The 18,674-nt window shown below is 63.2% G+C and carries 21 protein-coding genes and 1 pseudogene; 20 read left to right on the top strand and 2 right to left on the bottom strand.

What is annotated here, in order from left to right; genetic code table 11:
- Positions 1–52: 52 nt before the first annotated feature.
- The 6 genes and pseudogenes from ACUYV6_RS00110 to ACUYV6_RS00085 all read left to right on the top strand — a co-directional run bounded on the left by ACUYV6_RS00110 (position 53) and on the right by ACUYV6_RS00085 (position 6,857).
- Entirely contained in the window at positions 53–940 is an 888-nt protein-coding gene (locus tag ACUYV6_RS00110; protein WP_449276617.1) for a LysR family transcriptional regulator, read from the top strand.
- 117 nt (positions 941–1,057) lie between these two features.
- Positions 1,058–1,339 (top strand): hypothetical protein, encoded by a 282-nt coding sequence (locus ACUYV6_RS00105; RefSeq protein WP_449276616.1) that lies wholly within the window; start codon positions 1,058–1,060, stop codon positions 1,337–1,339.
- 222 nt (positions 1,340–1,561) lie between these two features.
- Positions 1,562–3,625 (top strand): cytochrome c oxidase assembly protein, encoded by a 2,064-nt coding sequence (locus ACUYV6_RS00100; RefSeq protein ID WP_449276615.1) that lies wholly within the window; start codon positions 1,562–1,564, stop codon positions 3,623–3,625.
- The gene (locus ACUYV6_RS00095) at positions 3,612–5,876 is read left to right on the top strand and encodes a heavy metal translocating P-type ATPase (protein WP_449276614.1); all 2,265 of its coding nucleotides are present in this window, start codon (positions 3,612–3,614) and stop codon (positions 5,874–5,876) included. The genes ACUYV6_RS00100 and ACUYV6_RS00095 overlap by 14 nt, the downstream gene beginning before the upstream one ends.
- Before the next feature lie 473 nt (positions 5,877–6,349).
- Positions 6,350–6,460 (top strand): annotated as a pseudogene (locus ACUYV6_RS00090) (cytochrome c oxidase assembly protein); the annotation flags it as partial.
- Between the two features lie 67 nt (positions 6,461–6,527).
- On the top strand, positions 6,528–6,857 hold the full coding sequence (locus ACUYV6_RS00085) for a hypothetical protein (RefSeq protein ID WP_449277149.1): 330 nt from the start codon (positions 6,528–6,530) through the stop codon (positions 6,855–6,857).
- Here the strand turns inward: ACUYV6_RS00085 and ACUYV6_RS00080 are convergent.
- Positions 6,854–7,315 carry a MarR family winged helix-turn-helix transcriptional regulator gene (locus ACUYV6_RS00080; protein WP_449276613.1) on the bottom strand — a complete coding sequence of 154 codons (462 nt, stop codon included), beginning with the start codon at positions 7,313–7,315 and terminating at the stop codon, positions 6,854–6,856. The genes ACUYV6_RS00085 and ACUYV6_RS00080 overlap by 4 nt on opposite strands.
- Positions 7,316–7,480: 165 nt before the next feature.
- Between ACUYV6_RS00080 and ctaF the strand changes: the two genes are divergently transcribed.
- From ctaF to ACUYV6_RS00035, 9 genes are all read left to right on the top strand, one after another.
- Positions 7,481–7,897, top strand: a complete 417-nt coding sequence (gene ctaF / locus ACUYV6_RS00075; RefSeq protein WP_449276612.1) for an aa3-type cytochrome oxidase subunit IV — start codon at positions 7,481–7,483, stop codon at positions 7,895–7,897.
- A 215-nt stretch (positions 7,898–8,112) separates the two neighbouring features.
- Positions 8,113–8,391 carry a hypothetical protein gene (locus tag ACUYV6_RS00070; RefSeq protein ID WP_449276611.1) on the top strand — a complete coding sequence of 93 codons (279 nt, stop codon included), beginning with the start codon at positions 8,113–8,115 and terminating at the stop codon, positions 8,389–8,391.
- Positions 8,392–8,814: 423 nt separating this feature from the next.
- Entirely contained in the window at positions 8,815–9,075 is a 261-nt protein-coding gene (locus ACUYV6_RS00065) for a helix-turn-helix domain-containing protein (protein WP_449276610.1), read from the top strand.
- Positions 9,076–9,154: 79 nt separating this feature from the next.
- Entirely contained in the window at positions 9,155–9,403 is a 249-nt protein-coding gene (locus ACUYV6_RS00060; RefSeq protein WP_449276609.1) for a hypothetical protein, read from the top strand.
- Positions 9,404–9,479: 76 nt separating this feature from the next.
- Positions 9,480–10,253: a metallophosphoesterase gene (locus ACUYV6_RS00055; protein WP_449276608.1), complete on the top strand. Its 774-nt coding sequence runs from the start codon at positions 9,480–9,482 to the stop codon at positions 10,251–10,253.
- 122 nt (positions 10,254–10,375) lie between these two features.
- Positions 10,376–11,341 carry a beta-ketoacyl-ACP synthase III gene (locus ACUYV6_RS00050; RefSeq protein WP_449276607.1) on the top strand — a complete coding sequence of 322 codons (966 nt, stop codon included), beginning with the start codon at positions 10,376–10,378 and terminating at the stop codon, positions 11,339–11,341.
- A gap of 51 nt (positions 11,342–11,392) precedes the next feature.
- A complete protein-coding gene (locus ACUYV6_RS00045; RefSeq protein WP_449276606.1) occupies positions 11,393–11,842 on the top strand; it encodes a MarR family winged helix-turn-helix transcriptional regulator in 450 nt (149 codons plus the stop codon).
- 75 nt (positions 11,843–11,917) lie between these two features.
- The gene (locus tag ACUYV6_RS00040) at positions 11,918–12,391 is read left to right on the top strand and encodes a hypothetical protein (RefSeq protein WP_449276605.1); all 474 of its coding nucleotides are present in this window, start codon (positions 11,918–11,920) and stop codon (positions 12,389–12,391) included.
- Complete coding sequence (locus tag ACUYV6_RS00035; protein WP_449276604.1) at positions 12,388–12,672, top strand: hypothetical protein; 285 nt, start codon at positions 12,388–12,390, stop codon at positions 12,670–12,672. Before ACUYV6_RS00040 ends, ACUYV6_RS00035 begins: the two co-directional genes overlap by 4 nt.
- A gap of 206 nt (positions 12,673–12,878) precedes the next feature.
- Here the strand turns inward: ACUYV6_RS00035 and ACUYV6_RS00030 are convergent, their stop codons facing one another.
- Positions 12,879–13,367 (bottom strand): hypothetical protein, encoded by a 489-nt coding sequence (locus tag ACUYV6_RS00030; protein ID WP_449276603.1) that lies wholly within the window; start codon positions 13,365–13,367, stop codon positions 12,879–12,881.
- A 543-nt stretch (positions 13,368–13,910) separates the two neighbouring features.
- Here ACUYV6_RS00030 and ACUYV6_RS00025 point away from each other — a divergent pair.
- The 5 genes from ACUYV6_RS00025 to ACUYV6_RS00005 all read left to right on the top strand — a co-directional run bounded on the left by ACUYV6_RS00025 (position 13,911) and on the right by ACUYV6_RS00005 (position 18,329).
- Complete coding sequence (locus ACUYV6_RS00025; protein ID WP_449276602.1) at positions 13,911–14,138, top strand: hypothetical protein; 228 nt, start codon at positions 13,911–13,913, stop codon at positions 14,136–14,138.
- Positions 14,135–15,223, top strand: coding sequence for a DUF6414 family protein (locus tag ACUYV6_RS00020; RefSeq protein WP_449276601.1), 1,089 nt, complete (start codon positions 14,135–14,137; stop codon positions 15,221–15,223). The genes ACUYV6_RS00025 and ACUYV6_RS00020 overlap by 4 nt, the downstream gene beginning before the upstream one ends.
- Positions 15,224–15,498: 275 nt before the next feature.
- Complete coding sequence (locus tag ACUYV6_RS00015; protein WP_449276600.1) at positions 15,499–16,353, top strand: sce7726 family protein; 855 nt, start codon at positions 15,499–15,501, stop codon at positions 16,351–16,353.
- Positions 16,354–17,295 carry a sce7725 family protein gene (locus tag ACUYV6_RS00010; RefSeq protein ID WP_449276599.1) on the top strand — a complete coding sequence of 314 codons (942 nt, stop codon included), beginning with the start codon at positions 16,354–16,356 and terminating at the stop codon, positions 17,293–17,295.
- Positions 17,292–18,329, top strand: a complete 1,038-nt coding sequence (locus ACUYV6_RS00005) for an RES family NAD+ phosphorylase (RefSeq protein WP_449276598.1) — start codon at positions 17,292–17,294, stop codon at positions 18,327–18,329. The genes ACUYV6_RS00010 and ACUYV6_RS00005 overlap by 4 nt, the downstream gene beginning before the upstream one ends.
- Positions 18,330–18,674 lie beyond the last annotated feature (345 nt).

Here is an 18,674-nt window from a genome sequence, read left to right as displayed (position 1 = left end):
CGGTGTCGTGCCCGCTCCGTCATCCGTGCGAACAGGGCGATACACTGAGGCTATGGCTGAGCGGATGAACCCCGAGAGCCTGCGATACGTGCAGGCTGTGGCGGAGGTTGGATCGTTCAGCGCTGCGGCGCGGGCCTATGGCGTGACGCAGCCCGCGCTGTCGAACGGCATCGCGCGGCTGGAGGAGCATCTCGGCGGGCCGCTGTTCGAGCGTTCGCCGCGTGGCGTCACACTCACGCCCTTCGGCCGTCATCTGCTGCCGTACATCGAGACTGCGATTCAGGGCTTCGACGGCGTGGTGGCACAGGCGCGCAGGTGGACAGCGCCCCCGAGCTCGATCGTCCGCATCGGCGTCTCGCCGCTCATCAATCCCGCTCTTATCTCCCGGGCTTACAGCGCTGTCTGCGGACTCGGTTCGTCGGAGGCTCCCCGTGAGCTTGTGCTGCGGGAGGCGAACCTCACGGAGCTGCAGAACGCCCTGGTCGCAGGCGCGCTCGACCTCATCGTGATCCCCTCGGTCGGCCCGCTGCCGCGCTATGAGCACCGGGTCATCGATTCCGAGCCGGTCGTGCTCGTGGAGTCGGGGCCCGAGACAACCGATCCGATCGACTTGCGGGAGATCGCGGATCGGCAGCTGATCCTGGTTCCCGAGACCTGCGGGCTCACGACGTTCACGCGCGACCTGCTGGCTTCCCATGACCTGCCGATGCGCACCTACTCGGGCGAAGCCCTCAGCTACAGGGTGCTCGAAGAATGGTCGACCCTGGGGCTCGGTGCCGCGCTCCTGCCCGTCTCGCGCGTCACCGAGACTCGGCACCGATCCGTCGTCGACGAGGGCACGGACGTGGAGATCTTCTATGAGGCTGTCTGGGATCCGGGATCGCAGATGGCAGACGAGTTGCGGGCCCTCGTCGATCTCCTGCGACCGTCACCGGCGTAGGGCCATATCTTCGGGCTATGTCTCCATTCGCAGGGCGGGCCTACCGAAAACGTGCGCTCCTTCCTATCGTGAGCGTGGGCACGATCTTCGCGCCCGCGAACTCAAGGAGGCCCTGATATGGCATATCTCGAAATCACGCTCCAGATCGACGATGAGAACCGCACAGCAGCGGCAGCGGTCTACCAGAAGTACAAGCAGCCCTTCCTCGAAACCATCCCCGGTGCGCAGAGCAAGGAGCTCCTCGTCCGCGCCGAGGACGTGCAGGTGCTTCACGGCTTCGACACGGCTGAGAACGCCAGTGCCTACCTCTCGACCGCGCTGTTCACGGGCGATGTCGTCGGCGAACTCGGCCCGCTGCTCGTCGCCGATCCCGAGATCCGCGTCTACGACGCGGCCTGATCCCGGCAGAACGCCGTGCACGGGCAACCGTGCATTCGATCGGTTCCGATGGCTCGTGCGCGGCACGGCGAGCCATCGGAGCTCTATCGTGCTGTTGCGGGCAGAGCGGATCCTGCCGCCCTCCGGGTCGGGATCAGGTCGGTGTGGGAGGATAGTGCACACGAATAGTTTGCGCGCTAATCATGTCGACGAATGCTTGCTGAAAGCGGGGCACACCTTCAGATGTTGCGACGGTACTGGCTGCTCGGAGCGTTGATCATCGGTGGGGCGAGCAGCTTCGTCGTCCCGCTGGTGACGACGCTGGCGCTCGGGGAGGAGCCGTTCGCGCTCCGTCAGCTCGGCTTTCCGGGTTTCGACGTGGCGGTGACGACGACGGTCTTCCAGGTGGGCGCGGAGATCAGCGGGATGCTCACCGTCGGTTCGCTCCTGCACCTGCTGTTCCTCGGCCCGGGGAGGAAAGCGCGCGACCCGGAGGTCAGCGCGGGCCGTTCCTCGAAGATTCTCCAGGCCGCCTCGGGCACGTGGGCGGCGTGCGCCGGGGCGCTGGTGTTCTTCACAGCACTCGACAGCAATGGGATGCCGTTCAGCCGCGCTGCGCAGCCCGGTGCGTTCAGCACGCTGTGGGGCGCGGTCGACGCGCCGCGGGCGTGGACGGTGACGTTCGTCGCGACGCTCCTAATCTTCTTCGCCTCGATGTTCGCCTCCCGCTGGACGGGGCTGCTGATCCCGCTCTGGGCATCGGTCTTCGCAATCCTCGCCCCGGTGGTCACGGGACAGGTGCTGGTGGGGCCCGCGCATGATCTCGGCGGGGATGCGGCTGTGTTCCAGTCGCTGACGACCTTCGCGCTCTTCGGGGCCGTACTCGTCGCCGCGATCCGAGTCGCCCTGGGGGAGCTGCTGCCGGTGGAGACGCTGCGCCGCGCGGCGACCCTCGCAGCGATCGGGATGCCCGTGATCCTCATCACCGACGTCGTCATCGCACTGTTCAAACTCGCGGGTTCCGCTCCGTGGGAGTCGCTGACCGGGCGGTTCATCGTCGCTCGGCTCGTCTTGTGGGCCGCGCTCGCCGCGATCTGGGGGCTCGCGGTCGTCCTGTGGCGGCGCGGCCGACTCCGGGCGCAGCTCATCGCGGGGCTTCTCGCCGCCGCGGCATTCGCCATCGGTGTCTGGATCGCCGTCGCCGTGGCGATGACGCGGATGCCGCCGCCGCAGTATTTCGTTCCGACGAGCATCCAGCAGGTGTTCATGGGCTTCGAGGTGCCCGACGCCCCGACCCTGGCCGTGCTGTTCACGCAGTGGCGGCCGAACCTGCTGCTGCTCGGGACCGCGCTCGTCGCGGTCGTCGTGTACCTCCTCGCCGTGGGGCTCCTGCGCCGTCGGGGTGATCAGTGGCCGGTCGGGCGGACGGTGTCGTGGCTGCTCGGCTGGGCGGCCGTGGTCGTGGTCACCAGCTCGGGCTTCGGGAAGTACTCCGCCCCTGATTTCGGGGTGCACATGGTCGTGCACATGACCCTGAACATGCTCGCGCCGATCCTGCTCGTGCTCGGCGGCATCGTCACGCTCCTGCTGCGCGCGACCAGCGGCGACTCCCCGTGGGCTCCCGCGCACGCGTGGATCACGCGGGTGCTGCACTGGCGGTTCTTGCGCGTCGTCTACAACCCGCTGCTCGTGTTCGCCCTGTTCGTCGGTTCCTACTACGGGCTGTATCTCACCGGCATCTTCGAGACGTTGATGACCTACCACTGGGGCCATCAGCTCATGAACGTGCACTTCCTCATCGTGGGCTACCTGTACTACGGTCTCGTGATCGGCGTCGATCGTCCACCGAGGCCGCTGCCGCACATCGGGAAGCTCGGGTTCGTGCTCGCGGCGATGCCGTTCCACGCGTTCTTCGGGGTGATCCTCATGACGGGCAGTCGGGAGGGCCCGTTTATCGCAGAGAACTTCTACGAGTACCTCGGTCTGCCGTGGGCCGACCTCGCCGCATCCCAGGCGATGGGCGGCGGGGTTGCCTGGGCGGGCGGAGAGATTCCGCTGATGCTGGTGGTCATCGTGCTCGGGAACCAGTGGAGTCGGCAAGATTCGCGGGAGGCGAAGCGCAGGGATCGGCACTTCGACGTCGGCCGCGACACCGAGTTCGACGACTATAATGCGATGCTCGAGAAGCTCACCGCCCGACAGCACGCGACCCGCAGCAGCGGCCCGCGCCCCGTTGCAGACCGTGCGAACGTCGGTGAGGAGCCTGTCGAGCGCGGAGCAGGAGGGAGCGGTCGTGTCCAGCGGTGACACCATCAGCCAGACCGGCCAAGACCATCAGACCGCGCCGCTCGAGTTCGATATCTCGGGGATGACGTGCGCGGCGTGCGCGAACCGGGTCGAACGCACTCTCGGCAAGATGGAAGGGGTGCGCGCCTCGGTGAACTACGCGACCGAACGCGCGATCGTCACCGGGGTTCCCGAGACCGAGGCCGCTGCGGTGGTCGCGCGCATCGAGCAGGCCGGGTACGCCGCCCGGCTCCGAGAAGACGCCGACGACGCATGGTCGCAGCGCGCGACCGAGAACCGGATCACCTCGCTGCGCCGCAGGCTCATCGTCGCAGCGGTGCTCACGGTGCCGCTGATGGACGTCACCATCATTCTCGCGCTGGTGCCGGAGTGGCGGTTCCCCGGCTGGGAACTGTTGTGCGTGCTGCTGACGCTGCCAATCGTGACCTGGGCGGCGTGGCCCTTCCACCGCGCGACCCTGCGCAACCTGCGTCACGGGCAGGCGAGCATGGACACGCTTGTCTCGCTTGGCATCGTCGCCTCCTACGGGTGGGCGGTCGCGACGCTGTTGTTCGGGGTCGGCCACACCGATGCCGGGGGCTACTGGCTCGGTTTCGGCGACACTCCGGCCGGGGCCGACTCGGTCTATCTCGACGTGGCCGCGGGGATGACGACTCTGCAACTCGCGGGCCGCTACTTCGAGACCCGCTCCCGCCGAAAAGCCGGTGACGTGCTCGGCGCACTGAACGGGCTGGCCGCCACGGAGGTGCGGATCCTGCGCGACGGCACCGAGACCATCGCGCCCGTCGGCGAGCTCCGCGTAGACGATACCTTCGTCGTGCTGCCGGGAGAGACGATCGCGACCGACGGCACCGTCACCGCAGGCACCGCGGCGGTCGACGCGTCCATGATGACCGGCGAGCCGGTGCCCGTCTCGGTCATGGCCGGTGACGAGGTGACCGGAGGGACGATCAGCACCGACGGCCGCCTCGAGATCGTCGCGACCTCGGTCGGGGCGCGCACGAAGCTGGCGCAGATGGCGTATCTGACCGAGCGGGCTCAGGCCCGCAAGGCCCGCGTGCAGGCACTCGTGGACCGGGTCACGGCATGGTTCGTGCCGGTCGTGATCGTGCTCGCGATCCTCGTCGGCGCCGTGTGGGCGGTCGCGGGCGCCGACGCGCAGCGGGCGATCGGGGTCGGGATCAGCGTGCTCATCATCGCCTGCCCCTGTGCGCTGGGGCTTGCGACTCCGACCGCGCTCATGGTCGGCATCGGGCGGGGCGCATCCCACGGAATCCTCATCAAGGGTCACGACGCACTCGAGGCCAGCGGCACCGTCACGACCGTGGTGCTCGACAAGACCGGCACCCTCACGACCGGGGAGATGCGCGTCGCCGCCACCACCCCGCACGGGGTGACCGAGGAGGAGTTGCTCAGGCGCGCGGCGGCCGTGGAACGGGGGTCGGAGCACGCGATCGCCCGCGCGATCGAACGCGCATCATCCGAACGAGGCCTCTCGCTAGCCTCCGCGACCGAGTTCACCGCGCTGCCCGGCCTCGGCGCGGCCGCCGAGGTCGATGGGAGCACCGTGCTCGTCGGCAGCCGTGCTCTCATGGCGGAGCGGGGCATCGCGGTCGACGCTCGGCTGGTGTCCGTGATCGATCAGGCGGAGGCGACCGGTCGTACCGTTGTGATCGTGGCGCGCGAAGCGGAGGCGGTCGGGGTGCTCGAGGTCGCCGACGAGTTGAAACCGGATGCGCGCCGCGCCGTCGACGCGCTGCACGGGCTCGGGCTTGAGACGATCCTGCTCACCGGGGACTCGCAGCAGGCCGGTGAAGCGGTCGCTGCCCGGCTCGGCATCGATCACGCGCGCGGAGGCGTGCGGCCCGATCAGAAGGCCGAGGTGATCCGCGAACTCCAGGAGCAGGGCAAGCGGGTCGCGATGGCGGGAGATGGCATCAACGACTCCGTCGCCCTGGCCACCGCCGACCTGGGGCTCGCGGTCGTCACCGGCTCGGATATCGCGCTGAAAGCGGCAGACATCATCCTCGTTCGTGAACAGCTCATGGCCGTGCCCGAATCGCTCGTGCTCGCGCGGAAGACGCTGCGCACGATCCGGATCAACCTTGGCTGGGCCTTCAGCTACAACATCGCCGCGATCCCCATCGCCGCAGCCGGGCTGCTCAACCCGTTGATCGCGGCGGCTGCGATGTCGCTGTCGTCGGTGCTCGTGGTGACGAACAGCCTGCGACTGCAGAACACGCGGCTCTGAGGCGGAGCTCCGGCGGGGACGGAGCTCAGGCCGAGGCGGAGCGTTGCGTTACACGGTGCGCTTCGCCGCGCTGGTGGGCATCAGTGCGCTCGTGAACCTGATGTTCCTGCGCCCCGACGGCAGAGGATCGGCTCCGGATCTGGCCGACGGGTTCGAGCTGCGGGTCTGCGGGCCGGCGCGACGGCGTGGGCGGGCTGGTGTTCTTCACTGCGTTCGACAGCAACGGCCTGCCGATTGTCCCGGTTCGCCGAGCGGGGGCGTTCGCGACACTGTGAGGCGCGACCGATGCGCCACGTGCGTGGACGGTCGTGCTCGTTGCACTCTCGTCGTGCTGTTCAGTGCACTCTTCGCAATGGGGGCCGAACCTGCTTCTCCTCGGCACCGCGACCGTCTACCTGCTCGCGCTCTGACCCCTACGGCGTCGCGGCGACGCCTGGCGCGTCGGACGCACCGTCTCCTGGATCCTCGGGTGGGTGTCGGTCGTCGCTGCGACGAGCTCTGGGTTCGGCAAGTACTCTGCCCGGGACTTCGGGGTGCACATGGTCGTGCACATGACGCTGAACATGCTCGCCCCGATCCTGCACGTGCTCGGCTGTATCATCACCCTCGTGCTGAGGGCGACCAGCTCCAGGCCGAGGGAAGCAGGTTGCGATGGCCGGCGACGGGGTCTACGCTTCCGTCTCTTTTGCCTCCGCGGATCTCGGTCTTGCGGTGGTCACCGGCTCCGACATTGCGCTCAAAGCTGCCGACATCATCCTTGTCCGCGAACAGCTCACGGCGATTCCCGAGGCTCTCGTGCCCGCGCGGAAGAGCCTGCGCACCAACCGGGCTAACCTCGGCTGGGCACTCGGCTACAGCATCGCGGCCATCCCCATTGCCGCGGCCGGTCTCCTGAGCCCGCTCATCACAGCAGCAGCGATGTCTCTGTCTTCAGTGCTCGTCGTCACGAACAGTTTGCGGCTGCAGAGTACGAGACTCTAGCGGGAACGCTGCTTCGCGGGCCCTGCCGCCTCGATCACGTGCCAGAGCGTCTCGCGCAGATGGGTGAGCTGATCAATACTCATATTCAGCTGCTCAACCACGGCTTTCGGCACCTGCGGCGCTTGTTCCTTGAGCCGCCTGCCTTTGTCAGTGAGTTCCACGTCGAGGCGTCGTTCGTCGACGTTGCTGCGTCGGCGGGTGATCAGCCCCGCCGCTTCGAGTCGCTTCAGGAGCGGGGAAACAGTCGGTGCATCCTGCAGCAGCACTTCGCACAGGTTGCTCACCGAGCGAGGACTCTCCTCCCAGAGAGTCAGCATGACGAGATATTGAGGGTGGGTGAGACCCAGCGGTTCGAGCAGCGGTCGGTACAGACTGACGATCGCGCGGTTGGCGACGGAGACGGCGAAACACACCTGGTTGTCGAGCTTCAGCGCCTCTTCAGTGTCGATATCACTCATCGCCCTCTCCTCTCGCAGCTTGCAACATGAATGAGACCAAACTAGCATCGACACAAATACTTAATGCATGAACAATTAACGCACCGCATTGCGATTGACCCCTTCGCTGGAAGCGGTGGGCGCCAGTTCATGCACCGAATCGAACACGTCGGCTGGAGGCCCCGCATGCGCACTCATATCGTTATCTACTGGATCCTCGCGATCTTTCAGATCTTCCTCGCCGCGCTCTACACCGGCTGGAACCTGCTCGAGACAGCACGGGTTGAGTGGTTCGGTACCATCGCGTTCACATTCGGCGGTGCGTTCATGGCGTGGCTGGCCTTCTACCTACAACTGGTACAGAAGAAACACGGGACACCGCTGGTCGAGGATCTCGACGATGCCGACATTGATGACGGTGACCCGGAGATCGGTCACTTCAGTCCCTACAGCTGGTGGCCCATCTTCCTCGCCCTGGGGGCGAGCCTGGTCGTGCTTGGCATAGCCATCGGCTTCTGGTTCGCGTACATGAGCGTGCCGCTGCTCATCGTCTCGGTCGTTGGTTGGGTGTACGAAGACTACCGCGGGAATTTCGCCAGGTAACCACAGTTAGGGACCAAGGCTGGACACGGCTGAGGTGAGAGGGCCGACAGCGACGATAGTCGCCTTGGGGATCCGGCGAGCAATATCGGTCCCGATTCTCGGCATGGCGAGCGAGGATATCAGGCACTTATCGCGCGGTTGATCGCTCATTACCAGCCAGTTACTCCAGCCGCATATGACTGCCATCGCGCCCTCCAACGCAAGGAGAACCCGACATGGCATATCTCGAAATCACGCTCCAGATCGACGAGGAAAACTGCGCCGCCGCCGGCATCTACCAGAAATACAAGCAGCCGTTCCTCGATACCATCACCGGCGCCAAGGGCAAGGATCTCCTGATCCGTGCCGAAGACGTGCAGACGCTCCACGGCTTCGACAGCCCGGAGAACGCGAACGCCTACCTCTCGACCGATTTGTTCACCGGCGATGTCGTTCGCGAACTCAGCCCGCCCCTCGCAGCTGACCCCGAAATCCGTGTCTACGACGTCGCGTAAAGCACCGGAGTCGGCTTCGCCGCATGGCTCTGGTGGCTCCGATGGCTCGTGCGCGACACGGCGAGCCATCGGAGTTCCGCGTACGCGCGAGATCAGCCGGGCGACCGCTATGCCGGCAAGTGCCGTGACGAAGGTTCCAGATCGTCTTGAGACGGTCGGCCATGTGCGCCCCACCCAGGACCCAGGCGATCGGCGCCGGACGATCCTCGAGTTGATGCCAGACGCGATCGCCCCTTTGTGGTCGTTTTATGGAGAAACCCTGGAGGAATCTGACGCCGTGAGCCGCCGACTCACGGAGGACTGCTTCGGGAGGGTGGCTCGATATCTTAAACCGGTGAGCGACCTCTGCCTCTCCTCGTGAGAACGAGGTCGATTGAGGGAGTTGCCCTGCGGATGCAGACAGTGAGAGTTGTAGAATAATGTGTGTCCCAAACTCCACCAGCAGCCCCCGTTCCTGCCCCGAACTTCGAGGCACTGCGGGCTCGCCTCAACCAGCTCCGCGCCGACCGCGGACTGACGCTCGACGAGCTATCGGAGCGGGCGGGGATCAGCCGGCGCACACTCGTCGGCGTATCCGGCGGGCAAGTCACCGGCTCGCTCGAAACCTGGCTGCGCTTGGCCGTCGCGCTCGAGGTCACCTACGACGCTCTCCTGCAGACCGCATTGCCGAACCCCGCGGAGTAACGTTCGCAGGGCTGCGCATTGGCCTGCCATGAACCCTTCACCAGACCCTTTTGACGTTCACGCCCGCAGGCTCGCAACAGTGATGATGCCCAGCGAACCGCCGTGCTCGGAGACTGTCGCACTCGCCGGCGCGATGGCCCAGCACATCGTCGATGACCACGCTCTCGCCGCAGACCTGACCACGGTACGGGGCCGGCTGCTCCAGCGGGCAGCGGACCACGCGGTGAATCACTCGGCCGCGGAGCGTATTGCCGTAGCGGAGTGGAAACAGGAGCGGATCACCGAACTCTGGGACGACTACTACGCGTCTACCACGTTGGAACTGTAAGCGAAAGCTGTCGGGCTGATGGGGACTCCGCCCATCATTGCCAACTACCGTGGAGCACAGCAGTAGAGAGGACGTTATGACCATCGAGCGCCTTTACGCGGTCTCGGACATCCACGGCCACGCCGCGCAGCTGCGTGCCGTGCTCGATCACATCGACCTCGACGGCGATCCTCATGCCGCACTCATCCTGCTCGGCGATTACGTGGATCGAGGCCCTGACTCGTATGGCGTGCTCGCCCAGGTGCGCGAAGTGCAGCAGCGTCACCCCGACAGAGTCGTCGCACTGCTCGGGAATCACGATGCATGGCTGCTGGACTGGCTCGGCGAATCGCACGACGATCTGCACTGGCTACTCGACGACGGATTTAAAACTCTCCGCTCATTCCTCTCACCAGCAGAAATGGCAGAGGCCATGGGGCATAACGACCCCGAGCGCTGGGATTTCACACGACTGCCCGGAGCTGTCGTCAATCGCAATCTTAAAGACACGATGCAGCGTCATCACCGAAGCCTGCTCCGCTGGCTCAGAGATCTCCCTCGCGTGCATGAAACCGAACACCACATCTGGGTGCACGCCGGCATCGACGAAGAGGCCGGCGATCTCTGGAAAGCCGTCACCCCGCCCTACGTCATGACCGAGAAATATCCGCCGAGCCGCGGGGCGCACAACCTCGGGAAGATCATCGTCGCCGGCCACGTCCGCACGGCCGAGCTGCATAGAGACCCGAACCGGCACGGGGTCTTCGCGGACGAGGGACACATCTACATAGACGGCTCAGTCGAGGTCACCGGGCGACTCAATGTGCTGTGCGTCAGGGGCGATGGGAGCTGGACGGAAGCCTCGATCTGAGCCACGCCCGTCCTGCGTTCTCCTCGCAGGCGACCCGTAGTGGATATTCGTACGTGCAGATGTACAAGAGTTCTGGTCGGCTCGTGACCATGCGAGCATGAGGCTTCAGTTAGGCTGAAGGAATGAGTGATGATTCGATGACGGGCTGGGGGCGTGGAGCGCGCATCCTGGGCGTGGGGCACTATCAACCGGCTCGGGTCGTGGGGAACGATGAGATCGCCCGCATCGTGGAGACCAACGACGAGTGGATTCAGCAGCGGGTGGGGATCGTCACCCGCCGTTTCGCGGATGGTGAGTCGGTCGCCGACATGGCGGAGTACGCAGCGCGGAACGCGCTCGAACGCAGTGGTATCGGGGCGGAGGGCGTCGATCTGGTGGTTGTCGCGACGTGCTCGAACCTCGATCGCTCGCCAAGCACCGCCGGCCGGGTCGCCGAGCGGCTGGGCGTGCCGCAGGCGGCGGTGTTCGATGTGAACGCCGCCTGTTCCGGGTTCGTGCACGCCGTGGAGATGGCGAAGCAACTCCTCGCGGGCGGCTCGGCATCGATGGCGGTCGTGATCGGCGCGGAGAAGATGACCGACGTGACCGACTGGGGCGACCGCTCGACCTGCATCCTGGTCGGCGACGGGGCCGGAGCGATCGTGCTCCAGGCCGCACCGCAGAGCGAACTCAGCCCGGTGCACTGGGGTTCGGTGCCAGACCTGGCCGATGCCGTACGCATCGAAGCGCCCGAGTCGAAGTTCGCGCAGGACGGGCGCAAGGTATTCCGGTGGGCGATCAGCGAAGCCGCCGGCGAGGCTCGCCGGGTGCTCGACCGCGCGGGCATGACCGCGGGGCAGATTCGCGCGTTCATCCCGCACCAAGCGAACCTGCGCATCATCGAGCCGCTGGCTGAACAGCTCGGGTTCACGCCGGACACCGTCGTCGCGAAAGACATCCGGGAGTCCGGCAATACCTCGGCGGCGAGCATCCCGATCGCGCTTTCGAAGCTCCTCGCCGCCGGGCGGATCGAGTCGGGCGCGCCGATGCTGCTGTTCGGCTTCGGCGGCGGCTTCTCCTACGCAGGCCTCGTCGCCTGCGCGCCCTAGAATCATGCTCGACCGATCCCGCCATCACTTGAGATCACGAGGAGTCCGCGCGTGACCGCACCTTCCGCCGCATCGCCCGGCCCCTCGCGCGCCGTCGGCCTCGCAGTCGTCGCGGGCCTCGTGCAGAAGCGCGTCGACGCGGTGCTGGCGGCGGAGGGGCTGAACTTCCGCAAGTACGGTGCTCTGCAGCACATCCGCTCCTCACCGGGCATCTCGTTCAGCGAACTCGCCCGCCGCTTCGACATCACCGTGCAGAGCATGCACACGCTCATCGGCTCCCTGGTGCAGGCAGGATGGCTGCGATCCACGATCGAGCGCCCCGGCGACCCCGCCGAACTCGTCATCACCGAAGCTGGGCAGGCGCTGCTCGCGCGCATTGGTGAGCGAGTGCAGCGAATCGACAGCGAACTGTTCGGAGAGACCGCCACGCCCGAGTGGCAGCGCCTCGGCCAAGCGATCGGCGACGTCATGCGCGCCGACCTCGCCCCACCCCGCCAGTAGCCTCGCGCGACGGCTGCGGGTTCTTGCAGTTCCGCCCTTCAGTCAAACTGAATCATTCCCGAATGAAAGGCTCTTGTGAACTCGATACTTCTGATCGCGCATGTGATCGGATCGATCCTGCTGATCGGCCCCGTCACCCTCGCCACCAGCCTGTTCCCCCGCTACGCACAGCATGCGCCCGTTCACCAGAGAGAAGCAGTTGCGGGTGAGTCTTCCGCACGCAGCGAATCTGCTACCCCGGTGGGCGTGCTGCTGCACCGCGTTACCCGGGTCTATGGAGCGATCGGCCTGCTGGTGCCCGCGATCGGGTTCGCACTCGCGGCGCGCATGGGGATCCTCGGCGATGCGTGGGTGATCGCGTCGATGACCCTCACCGCGGTCGCCGCGGGTCTGCTTGCGCTACTGATCTACCCGCTCCAACGGCAGTCGTTCGAGGCCGGGCTCTCCGCGGCCGACCTGCTGCGGCTGCGACTGGCCTCCGGTGGGTTCGCCGTACTCTGGGCGGTTGTCGTCGCGCTGATGATCCTGCGCCCCGGAGCGAGCGCATGACCGACGTGACGAAGTTGCGCAGCTTCCTCGCCGTGGCGGGAGCCGTCGAAGTGCTCACTCTCGTCTCGATGCTGGTGAACCTCGCGACGGTTGATTCGCGGAGCTTCGCGGCGACCATCGGCCCGATCCACGGTCTGGTCTGGGTCGGCATCATCGTGGTGTGCCTGCTCTCCACACGGCTCACCACTCGGCAGCGAGTCATCGCGGCGCTCCCAATCATCGGGGGTATCCTCGCCGCCCTGGCGCTCCGAAAGCGTAGCGAAAGGGCTCCAAGCGGATGACCCGGAGCACCTGAGAGGGAGGCGCTTGGTGATCCTCGTCGTCACAGCCGCCAAACACCGACTGCGCCGTGCTCGTCGGGACCAAGCAGGTTCGATCGGATCCGTAAACCAGCGTGCTGTCGACGCGCCGTGATCTTCAACCGACACAGCAACAGCAACAGTTTGAGAGGGCTATCCTCACACGACGATTAAGAACCAGCCCGGCCTCACCAATTCCGTGGGTGCTGGCGCTTCCATTGCTGCCACTCTTCGAAACTCATGTCGGGGCGCTCGCCCTGTGGCAACCAGATACGACGGAACGGATCAGACTCCACGAGATGAGTCTCTGACCATGACAAGTACTCGCCGAGGAGTTCGGCATATTCGTGGTCGGGGCCGCGCTGTGCGACGGCCTCGCGCAAGCCAGCCACGGTATCCGCCAGCTCGCGATGCCGTACGAAGTCGTCTCGCAGTTGCTCTAGCGTTTTGATCCAGTTGTCATAGCGGGCCGCGCGTTGACGGAGTTTCTCGGCGCGAAGTTCTCGTTCCTGCTGCTCGATTTCCCTCTGACGATGACGCTCGGCAATTTCACGCGCCTTGTCAGACGCCTGGTCGATCTTCTCGATCGCGCGTAGGAGCTTGTTCTCGATGCGAGTGGCGACGGTGTCATCGAGATTGGCGACGTCATAGGTATTGGGCCTGATCTCGAGACGCATCCGTTCGGTTTGGAGATAGTCGTGTGTTGGTATGCGTGTCCAGCTGTATCTGGCTTTCTCCGCCAGCTCAGCCTCTGTCGGCACGTGAGGAACTCGCTTCTGCTGCATACGTAGGCGAATTGCGACAGGAGCATCACCGGCATCGATCGAAAAGAGATCTGGGCCGGGCGAGACTCGAGTCCGGCGCCCATTCCACCGGTCGACTTCGAAACTCGAGGGGTTCGGGATGACCTTCCAGCCGCGGCGGAGAGCTTCTTGCGTGAGTGCATGGAGGATGAGGAGTGCCCGCTGCCGTTGATCGACGGGGACATTGAGGCGGGCTTTGTAATCGATGAGTTCTTTCACCGCTTTATGTGGGCGTCGCACTTGCTCCGGAATGGGGATCGTCTCATTCTTGATAACCTGTTCCGGTTCTTCCGGTGCTGACGCGTTGTCGACCGGCTCAGGAGCTATTGCTGCCGCAAATTCCGATGCCGTAGGTGCCTGCCGTTTTGGTTTCGATGGTGAAGGGAGCTTGGGCTTAGGGGCCTTCTCCTTCGGGGGATGACCGTGCTGCAGGTAGAACTGCCCAGCCTCGGTGATCGCGATGCTCCACTTTCCGCGTCGCTTGTCCAGCGCGACCAGACCGCGGTTGTGGAGCGCGACGGCGCTCGTCTTGAACGTTTCACTGGGCGGATTCTCGAGATCCGCGCCGTCGGCAACCCATTGGAGGACAAGCAGCTGCGCGTCATTGAGGCCGAGATCCATACATCCATTTTGACTGGACTATGAGCCAGAGTGCTCCTGAGTCAAAGTTGCTGACACAGGTTGCGGTAAGAAAGTATTCAGGTATGACTGCCCGAAAGACCCCTGCCATCGAGTCGTCCCTGCCGAGCCAGCCCGTTCCGGTAGCGACGATCTATCAGAACTCGGATCAGGTCGCGGGCGTTCTGCAACAGCTCTTCAGCCAGCCGCTCATCGTCGAGGAGACGCGCGACAGCAGTTCCGCCACCGGAGACGAAAGTTCGATCACTGGATCGGCTTCAGTGGAGGGCGGAGCAAAAGTGCCTTTCTTAAAGGCTCTGTCTGTGAAGGCAGCCGGGGACTTGGCGGGGTCAGGTAGTTGGACGTCCACCACTGGCACCGCAGCCCGACAGCAGTTCGTGTATTCGCAAGCGTATTATCTGCATTTGGTTAGACAGCAGCTTGCGGAGCGAGGAAATCTGCATCAGTTGCGTTCGGCAGAGGATGCCGATTCGATTTCACCAGGTGATTTCGTCGAGTACACAACTTCGTTCGATCCCGTCGAACTTACGATCGCTCTTGAGGTGATCACTCCCGAACTTGTTGATGCGATTGCCCAATGGACGGTGCGAAAGGAGTACACGGGCTCCTACCCTGAGCACGCCACGTTTGCTGAGATTCAAGCCCACGCCGAGAAGATGCGGATCGATGCGGAGTCGAAAGGTTCTTTCGCGCGAGCGATCGCGACAGCGGTGCAGGCGGATGCGCGGCAAGGTACGACGCGTGAGTACTACGGGCGAGTCACCAGGGAGCCGGCCTTGACGGCGATCACTGTCTGCGAGCGTGAGCACTTCATCACCGGAGATCCTGATCGACTTCTCGATGGAACCTTCACCGTATTCGGAAAGGTGATCTCTGGTGCTGAAGAGGACGTACCGACGTTTGCTCGTAACAAGCTTCTGCGGAACTTCTCCGCTGATGCTTTTGACCAAGTCATCGGGCAGGCTTTGGGGTCGCTTGCTGGCTCAACGGAGATCGCAGGCATGAGCGCGAAGGACTTCCTTGATTTGAAGCTTGATTCCCGCGTGCGGGGCACGTCGCTGCGAGTACTACCCCTGGCGATCTTCAGCTAACTCATGTTGGGGCGACCGGGAGCCTCAGAGTAGTTGCTTCTTATTCCTGGCCTCGATGGCCTGAAGTGATTCAGGCGGGTTTGCCTGACCTGACTACTGCCAGACCGCCGATGATCAGAAAGGAGGGCGAGACTCGATCGCGACGGTTCCGGTGGTTCTCTCCTTCTGCGACGTGAACGTCGGTGGTTCGAGATAGGCTCTGGAGTGCCCAGGATAAACTTGGACGAGTAGGACCCTACCTACGTAGCAGCCCGCGCCGAGGAGGTGAGTTCTTCTTGTCAACTGAGCAGCTTGCCGCAAGGCTTTTCTCCGCGGCATCGTTCCGGCCCATCTTCGCTGGGCGGAACTCCTCGAAAGCAGACCTCCTGATCAAAAAGCTGGGGGAAGAGCTATCCCTTCGGACTGCTTCGCGCGCAGCGGTGGTTGCCAGCGCATACAGGGTTCTTTCGCGGGGCTACAGGGGTGAATACCTCTATCGGAATCTCATCACGAGTCGCTACTTTGTCGGGAAACATCGGGCTTCTAACTCGGTTCTGCTGCACGAACTTCGCGTCGGGGGTTCTATCGCTGACTGTGTGTTAGTCAACGGGCATGGGAACGTGTACGAGATCAAGACGGAGCGAGATGACCCATCCCGGCTGGCATTGCAAGTAATGAATTACAAGATGGCATTTCCGAGCGTCAATCTTGTGGTTAACGAAGCTGATCAGCACAAATACTCAACCTGGGCCGGAGACCTTGGCCTGGGATTGATCACCTTGACAAGGCGCGGACATTTGTCCGTTCAGAGGGCCGCCGATGAGGACTATTCGGGACTTGATATACGCGCGATGTTCAATTTGCTCCGCGTTGAAGAGCTTGCAACGGTACTCAACGAGCATCATGGCTTTGTTCCCGATGTTCCGAATGGTCGACGTTACGAAGCCTTCCTCGAGCAGGCTGAAGCGATTCCGGCACCTGCCTTTCAGAAGAGCATGCAGAGCGTGTTGAAGATGCGGCATCTGAAGCACAGCAGGCCACTCTTGATGGACCGGAAGATGGAGCCATTGCGGGCGATTATCTCGCAGCTAGATCCGACGAAACTTCAACAAGACCGGCTGCTCGACTGGCTGAGTGTTAGAGAGGCCTGAATGTACTTCCCTTATCTCCGCGGAAAACAGTACGAGCTCATTGCGCTTAGAGAAATGGCAACCGTACTGGGGGATCTTATCGTTCCGATTATCGAGCCGGTTAGGGGGGTCGAAGGATCCGGTCTGGAACGGTGTCTCAGCGAGTTTGCCCATGCTGGTGCGCAGGGACCCGTTGTGATCCTCAATCCCACAGTGGGTGATCTCGCGAACGGCACCGTCGTGCCTGAGATTGCTGACCTTGTTGGCCGGTTCAATGGTTACTCCCTGCGGGTGGGCCTGATCATGAGTGAGTACACAAATGTCACTGCAATCGTGCGGGACTTTCAAGCGTCTGCGGCCAATGGTGCCGGGTTGACACTTATTTTCCAAGCGATCCCGGAAGGACCGCTTGCTGATCTGCAAGCTTTGAATCCGGAGTTCGCAGTGGCACCGGACCAGCGGGTACTTCAACGCAGGATCCAGAGAGAACTGCCTGGCGTGAAGCGAGTATCCATCACTGATGGGTTCAGTCCGGCGCCTCGGAATTCAGACTATTTGAGTCGATCGTGCTCAGTGTTCTCTGAGGAATATCTCTTCTATAAAGACGACGGATTAGCAGGTTTCTCGGACTACCTGACGATCGGGGCCCCTTTCAACGAAGGTGGTTTCTCTCCCCGTGCCGTTGCGATTCATTGGACGTATGTTCCTCAGCCCGGCGACCCAGTAATGATTCGTCACTTTACATCTGAGAAGCTTCCGGACGAGGTGGCGGATGTCGCAGGTAAATTCCTCGAAGCTGCAGAAAAGCTAACTAAATTTATGGCTACCCAGGAAAGCACTGGGGCAACTGAGAAGCTCAATCAGCATGTTGAAAAGGGGACTTACCCAGGACTTGGCGTGGTGAAGAAGCTGTCCATCCAGAATCATCTTGAACTTATGACTCGCGTGATGGTTGCTTCGTGAAGAATGCTTGCAGCGAGTGCTTCTCCGCATCGACTTGGGTGGTAAATGCTGCAGCTCAACCCTCGCTTGGTGAGTGCGATTTTGGCCACACTCAAGCCAGCAACGTGTGGCCAGCCAACGCGTGGGAGGATCCCGTATCCCGGCTCCTCTCCTTTTATGAGCCAGCGGATGATGGGGCAGAACATGCAAAACCTATCGAAGTTCTGGTCCAGGAAGACTGGGGTGTCTTCTCATACGAAAAACCAGAGGATGTGCGCCAGTTTCTCGAGCATGCGGTTGTAGATCACCTGATGCTGAAGCCAGGCGTTCTGGCACGTCTGCATGTGGATCATGGAGTCGCAGATCACGTTGCCCTATGGGAGGAATTCTCAAAGGAGATCCGTCGTCAGAACCGTTACTTCCCTTCAACCACGCTCGACCTCAACGACCTTGAGGAGTCCTTCGAATCTTGTGCAGATCACGTGCGTATGGAGAATTCACTTTTCAGGGCACGCGTGTTCGAAGCTGACCGAGAAGTAACCGCAGGCGAGATGGGTGCCCCGCCTGCACGATATGCGTCCGCGGGGCGAGCGAACCCTGCGGGTATCCCCTACCTCTACCTGTCGTTCGTCGAGCGAACCGCAAAACATGAGGTGCGGGCACCTAACCAGGGAGAGATCATCGTCGGTGATTTTCGGGTACTGGAAGATCTGCGTGTCCTGAATCTAGCGAATTTTCACTTGCCTGACATCTTCGAAGATGATGCAGTAGCTGGGCTCCTTCAGTACCGCTACTTGAAGAAACTGGGCAGCGAGCTAGGGAAGCCGATCAAGGAAACTGACCAGCAGACTGACTATGTTCCGACGCAATATCTATGCGAGTACGCTAAGGATCGAGGGTTTGACGGGGTGGTGTACCCGAGCGCCGTAGATCCGAATGAATCGCCAGGTCGGAATCTGGTACTTTTTCAGACCTCGAAGGTCGAGTGGAAGGGTACCTTTCGACGTTACAGGGTGACTAAGGTGCAGGCTACCTTTCAGCAGTTTGAGTCGTAGCCGTCGCCGAGGGTGACGATCGGTGCGAGCCAAGGAAATCTGCGTGTGTGATCTTGTGCCGCTTAACCTGTGATTCTGTACTTGACTCGCTTCGCGATCCCTTACGGCGCAAGGTCTTCTGGATTTCGTGAAACACCCCACGCGAACGAAATGGCCCCTGACCTGGGATTAAGTTCTCCGGGTTGGGGGTCTTTCGCATCGGAAGTGCTAGAGAAGGTGCGGGTTACCGGCCAAAAGGAGTGGATGGGTTCGGGCGTGTTCATCCTCGTCCGGCCCACCCGCTGCGTTGCCAGAGTCCTTCGCTGGCGTCGAGGCCGGTGTCGTAGAGTGCTGGCCCGTCGGGTT

This window comes from Leucobacter sp. GX24907 (assembly GCF_053567335.1).
Note: the sequence above shows the minus strand (reverse complement) of the source record. Positions and strands in the feature narration are given on the sequence as shown.